Annotated in this window: 6 protein-coding genes, 1 pseudogene and 1 riboswitch; of the genes and pseudogenes, 5 read left to right on the forward strand and 2 right to left on the reverse strand. The window is 67.0% G+C overall.

What is annotated here, in order from left to right; all coding sequences use genetic code 11:
* Positions 1–699 (reverse strand): NtaA/DmoA family FMN-dependent monooxygenase (locus tag YO9_RS0109535; RefSeq protein ID WP_223286361.1); only part of this gene is annotated, 699 nt, incomplete at its 3' end.
* A 48-nt stretch (positions 700–747) separates the two neighbouring features.
* A complete protein-coding gene (locus YO9_RS0109540) occupies positions 748–2,127 on the reverse strand; it encodes an MFS transporter (RefSeq protein ID WP_016997265.1) in 1,380 nt (459 codons plus the stop codon).
* Positions 2,128–2,174: 47 nt separating this feature from the next.
* A riboswitch (SAM riboswitch) is annotated at positions 2,175–2,293 on the reverse strand.
* A gap of 197 nt (positions 2,294–2,490) precedes the next feature.
* Between YO9_RS0109540 and YO9_RS17845 the strand changes: the two genes are divergently transcribed.
* The 5 genes and pseudogenes from YO9_RS17845 to YO9_RS0109565 form a co-directional block, all read left to right on the forward strand.
* Complete coding sequence (locus tag YO9_RS17845) at positions 2,491–2,796, forward strand: HAD family hydrolase (protein WP_223286362.1); 306 nt, start codon at positions 2,491–2,493, stop codon at positions 2,794–2,796.
* Positions 2,763–3,254 (forward strand): HAD family hydrolase, encoded by a 492-nt coding sequence (locus tag YO9_RS0109550; RefSeq protein WP_223286363.1) that lies wholly within the window; start codon positions 2,763–2,765, stop codon positions 3,252–3,254. The genes YO9_RS17845 and YO9_RS0109550 overlap by 34 nt, the downstream gene beginning before the upstream one ends.
* Positions 3,255–3,305: 51 nt before the next feature.
* A pseudogene (locus YO9_RS0109555) lies at positions 3,306–4,582 on the forward strand (MFS transporter).
* A 231-nt stretch (positions 4,583–4,813) separates the two neighbouring features.
* Positions 4,814–5,179, forward strand: a complete 366-nt coding sequence (locus YO9_RS0109560) for a DUF6504 family protein (RefSeq protein ID WP_016997266.1) — start codon at positions 4,814–4,816, stop codon at positions 5,177–5,179.
* Positions 5,180–5,210: 31 nt separating this feature from the next.
* Positions 5,211–5,525: PHP domain-containing protein (locus YO9_RS0109565; protein WP_031273015.1), on the forward strand; the 315-nt coding region annotated here is incomplete at its 3' end.

The following is a 5,525-nucleotide window of genomic DNA, read 5'->3' on the forward strand; positions in this document are numbered from 1 at the left end:
TCCGCGCGGGGAGGCCCCGGCCTGGAACAGGAACGGCGTGCGCTGCGGTGTTGGCGCGACCAGGGCGGGCGCCTGGACGTCGAAGTACTCGCCGGAATGTTCCGCGCCCTTGACCTTCTCGGGGTCCACGACGACGCCGCTCGCGGCGTCCGCGACGTAGGCATCGTCCGCGTAGGAGCCCTCCCACAGCGAATAGACCACGTCCATGTATTCGTCGGCGCGGTCGTAACGCTGGTCGTGGGGCAGCTGCTGCCCCAGACCCAGATTGCGCGCGGCAGACTCCTGATAGGAGGTCACCACGTTCCACGCGATCCGCCCGTCGGTCAGGGCATCCAGGGTGGAGAAGCGGCGCGCCAAGTCGTAGGGCGCCGCGTAGGTGACCGAAGCCGTGACACCGATATTGAGGGTGCTGGTGGCCTTGGCCAACAGCGGGGCCAGGATCAACGGATCCAACTGGGGAACCTGCACGCCACCGCGCAGGGCGGCGTCCGCGGAGCCGCCGTACACGTCGTAGAGTCCCAGGACGTCGGCCAGGAACAGGCCGTGGAAGCCCGCGTTCTCGATGATCTGGGCCTCCCGCTCCCAGTGGGACAGTTGCGCGTAGTTACGCGACTCGTCCTCGGGGTGGCGCCACAGTCCGGGGGACTGGTGGACGGGCACGGGCATTTCGAAGGCATTGAGCAGCAAGGGGCGGGGCAAAAGGGATCCTTTCGGGTTGGTACTGGCGCGTGTGCGGGTGGTGCCGAATCAGTACTGAGCGTTCTCGGGTGCGTCGGTCACGGTGTCCTTGGCCATGCGGCCGGTGACCACGGAAATCACGGCCAGCAGGCTCAAGTAGCCGCACAGCAGCCAGGGGGAGCCGCCGGTGGCCACGAGCCACGCGGCGATCATCGGGGTGAGGCCGCCGGAGAGGATGGTGCCCACCTGGTAGCCCAGGGACACTCCGGAGTAGCGCAGGTGCGTGGGGAACTGCTCGGCGAACAGCGCGGCCTGGGGGCCGTAAATGCTGTCGTGCAGCACGGCCATGCCGATCAGGTAGACGAGCGGCAGCAGGGCCAGCGGTCCGTGGTCCAGGTAGTAGAAGTAGGGCCACACGAATACGCCGATCGCGGCCGCGGCGATGATGGAGATGCGGCGGCGTCCCACGCGGTCGGAGAGCCAACCCCAGAACGGGCCGCCCACCAGGCCCACACCGGCAGCGATCAGGATGGAGATCATGACCCACTGGCTCGCACCGCGCTGCTGCGTGACGTAAGTGAGCGTGTACACGGTGAGGATGGAGAAGATGGCCGGCTGGATCATGCGCTGACCGATGCACACGATCACGCCGCGGGTGTGGTTGGTGAGCACCTCACGCACCGGCGACGTCGCGGCGGCCTTCTCGCGCTTGACCTCCTGAAACTCCTCGGCGTCCTCGATGCCGGCGCGGATGATCAGACCGATGATCACGAGCACAGCGGAGAACAGGAAGGGTACGCGCCAGCCCCACGCCTGGAACTGCTCGGCGGTGGTGACGCCCTGCATGATGGCGAAGAACGCGGTGGCCAACAACATGCCCGCCGCCGAACCCACCTGGGTGAAGGAACCGAACAGACCTCGCAGGCCCTTGGGTGCGTGTTCCACGGAGAGCACCGCGGAACCGCCCCATTCCATGCCGGCGGACAGCCCTTGGGCAATGCGACAGGCAACGAGCAGGGCTACGGCGAACCAGCCGATCTGCGAGAAGCCCGGCAACAGGCCGATCACCGTGGTGGCCACGCCCATGATCAGCAGGGACGCGACCAACAGGGCCTTGCGGCCGATCCGGTCACCCAGGTGCCCGGCAATGATGCCGCCCAGGGGCCGGAAGAAGAACGCAATGGCGAAGGTCGCGAACGAGGCAATGATCGAGCCCACGCCCGAACCCTGCGGGAAGAAGTAGTGGCTGAAGACCAGGGCAGCGGCGGCACCGTAAAGGTAGAAGTCGTACCACTCGATGGTCGTGCCCACGAAGGACGCGGCAAGCACGCGCTTCTTGTCGCGCACTGCCGATCCCACGCTCGCGAGCGCGTGACCCGTGGCGGGTTGGGTCTGCCGGGGTGATGATGAATCGGTGACCGTGGGCACCGGGGCGGTGGCGGGGGCCATGACACTCCTCATGACGGGGCGCCACGGAAGAATGTTGGGTGAGCCGGACGCCGTCCTTGCCCGTACCGGTACTGATCACGGGCCGAATCATCACCTGGGGCACCCCACGACAGCGTCTGAGGGTTGCCGTCCGGCCAGCCAGGGCTTCGCACCGGAACTCGTGATTCTTGTCGCGTGAACCTAACCACACGATCGTTGAGCACCACAAATGATGAAGATTTGTGACCGCCCCGGGGATGCCTCTCGGGATGGCTCGCGAGGGGTGCGTCCTCCTGTTTCCGTCCGTCCCGGGTGCCTAGAATGGGCCTATTCCCCGGGTGCCGGGGACAGGCACCGTTGTCGAACGAACACAGGGAGCCGACCATGCCTGAGCCCGCCGCCGCCAATGCACTGGTGCTCGACCGACCCGAGGTCATCGTGGTCGACATCGAAGGCACCCTTTCCTCCACGTGGTACGTCCGGGACGAGCTCTACCCCTACTCCCGCAAACGCTTCACCAGCTACTTCGAGGAGTACTCCCACAAACCCGAGGTCGCTCGCGCTCGCCGGCAGATCATCGAGATGGCCGGACTGGACAGTTCCGCCACTGCAGAGGACCTCACGGGCGTGCTCGAAGCTGGATGGACGAGGGGGAGATGCCCGCCCCGCTGCGCACCATGCACGCGTTGATCTGGCAGGAAGGCTTCGCGGCCGGGGAGTTCGTCTCGCCGTTCTTCGATGACGCGATTCCCGCGTTGCGCACCTGGTCCGAACAGTCGATCCCGGTCTTCATCTTCTCCAACGGCACGCTGCCCGCCCAGCGCGCGTGGTTCACCCACTCGCCCGAGGGCAACCTGATTCCCCTGATCAAGGGGCACTTCTCGCTGGAGTCGGCCGGTTCCAAACACGAGGTGAGTTCGTTCCGCAACATCACCCACGACGTGGCCGAGGCCCTTGGCAAACCGCGCGAGAAGTTCCTGTTCTTCTCCGACCAGGTGGAAGCCCTGGACGCTGCCCGCCAGGCCGGGTGGGACACCGTAGGAGTGCGCCGCCCCGGTGACCAGTTCTACGACGCCGGCGTGGGGGATCATCCCGAGATCCAGCGTTTGAATCAGGTACGGTTCATCCGTCGCTACGCGTCCCGCTAGCGCGATCGGGAGATTTCAGACGGGATAGCTTTCACCGTGAACAACACCACCATGCGCCCCGGGGCCGGGCGCGCACTTTTCGCTGCCGTGGCCGGAACCCTCATCGAGTGGTACGACTACGCCTTGTACGGCACGGCTGCTGGGCTGATCATCGGCCCACTCTTCTTCGCCGGAATGGACTCCGGTGCTTCCTTGGCCGCGTTCGCGACCTTCGCGGTGGGCTTCGTGGCGCGCCCGCTGGGCGGTGTGCTGGTCGGTCACCTGGGGGACCGCTACGGTCGCCGCCCGGCCATGCTGCTCACCGTGATCCTGATGGGTGTGGCCACTGTGGGCATCGGCCTGCTGCCCACCTACGCCGCGATCGGCGTGGCCGCCCCGGTGTTCCTGGTGCTCCTGCGTCTGCTGCAGGGCATGGGTGCCGGTGCCGAGCTGGCCGGGGCCATGACCCTGGTCGCGGAATTCGCCCGCCGCGGCGTCGTGGACTGATGACGTCGCTCGTGCTCGCTGCGCCCCCGGCCGGCATCGTGCTGGCCACCGGCGCGTTCCTGTGGGCGGCGTCGCTGGGGGACCAGGTGCTGTTGGACTGGGCGTGGCGTTTGCCGTTCCTGGCCTCGGCGGTGCTGTTCGCCCTGGCGATCTTCATTCGCGTCAAGCTCGAGGAGAGCCCCGAATACCTGGCCGCGCTCCATGCGGCCAAAGAACGTGGGGAACGCCGCAGGGTGCCAGTGGTGGCCCTGATGCGTGAGCACTGGCGCGCAGTGGTCGTGGGGTTCTTCGCGATCACCGGGCACAACGCGCTCAACTACATCCTGGCCGTGTTCTCCCTGTCCTTCATGACCTCACCGGCCGTGGGCATGGACCGGGGTTCTGCCTTGACCGCGGTGATCATCGGTTCCGTGTGCGGTGTGCTGGCCACCCCGTTGGGCGGTCTGGCTGCGGACCGGTTCGGTGCCCATAAGGTGTTGGCCTTCGGCTCGCTGCTGGGCGCGACGGGTGCGTTCCCGCTGTTCGCGGCGCTGTCCTCGGGCAGCGCTGCGGCCGCGACCGTGGCCATTTCCGTGGGCTACGGCGCGGTGATCGCTTGCACCTCCGGTTCCCAGGGCGCCTACCTGGCGGGCCTGTTCCCCGCCGCCGAACGCTTCAGTGGCATCGCCCTGGCCCGTGAGGCCAACGGTGCCATCGTGGCAGGATTCACCCCGCTCATCGCGGCCACCCTGATCACCGCCGCCGGCGGACAGACCTGGGCCGCAGCACTCTTCCTCATGGCGTGCTGCGTGATCTCGGTGGTGGGCGTGCTGCTGGGCAAGCCTGGCCGCTACACCTCATAACCACGCCCTCCTTCACAGTCACGACTGCACGGTCATCACGACGTCGCTCGGTCCCCACGGCCGGGCGACGTCGCCGTTTCCGCGTTCTTCCGATGCCTTCCCGGGTCGTTCCGGGCCTGCCCCTGCCTTCCCGGGTCGTTTCGGGGCGGGCCGCTTATGCGTGTCAGCGACCCTTGGCACTCTCACAGTACTCGAATAAAATTTCGAATACACCGGGAGGGTGAGCGAGTCATGACGGTACTGACTGCAGTGGAAAATACGTGCCTCACGCGGGAGGATCCGCACGATGCGGTGCGGATCCATGAGGGTTGGGGGCAGCCCTGCGAGGTGCACTGCGATGAATCGGGTGCCCCGTGCGAGTTGGTGTTCCGGGGCAGGCTTCATCGTGTCACGGCGCCGCCGCAGCGTTGGTACGAGCGTCGTCGCTGGTGGGAGCTGGAAGAACGAGTTCCACGGGACAGCGGGCAGTCCGTGGTGGATCGGCAACGCTGGCGCGTCCAGGCTGCGCAGCGCGGAGCGGTGGAGGCCCGCACCCTGGAGTTGGTGCGTCACGAGATCACCGGTCAATGGTGGCTCGTGGCTGACCAGGCGGTTTGACATTAATCGAACAAAGTTTCGAATATGAGGTATGCATTTCCCTCATTTGCGCGTGGCCTCCGCCTACAGCGCGCACTACGGTGTGGCTCGCCCCCAAGAGCTCGCCCAGGTAGCGGCGTCCTACGGGGCGCAGGCCCTGGCGTGCACCGACAGGGACGGGTTGTACGGGGCGGTCAAACATGTGCTGGCCTGTCAGCAGCATGGTGTCGCACCCGTGCTGGGAGTGGACCTGGCGTTATTGGGTCCGGTGGCGGCGTCGGCGGGGAAACGCGCTCGCGCCGCTGCCGGCCCACAAGGTCAGAACGGTCGTCCCGGGCGGGGCACCGTGCCGCCGGCCCGGGTGATC

It is taken from the genome of Kocuria atrinae C3-8 (genome assembly GCF_000286355.1).
Lineage (GTDB): Bacteria > Actinomycetota > Actinomycetes > Actinomycetales > Micrococcaceae > Kocuria > Kocuria atrinae_A.

What these genes read in the sequence shown, in the direction of transcription:
- YO9_RS0109540 (WP_016997265.1), bottom strand. Translation starts at nt 2,127, where the DNA reads ATGGCCCCCGCCACCGCCCCGGTGCCCACGGTCACCGATTCATCATCA.
- YO9_RS0109560 (WP_016997266.1), top strand. Translation starts at nt 4,814, where the DNA reads ATGACGGTACTGACTGCAGTGGAAAATACGTGCCTCACGCGGGAGGAT.
- YO9_RS0109550 (WP_223286363.1), top strand. Translation starts at nt 2,763, where the DNA reads ATGCCCGCCCCGCTGCGCACCATGCACGCGTTGATCTGGCAGGAAGGC.
- YO9_RS17845 (WP_223286362.1), top strand. Translation starts at nt 2,491, where the DNA reads ATGCCTGAGCCCGCCGCCGCCAATGCACTGGTGCTCGACCGACCCGAG.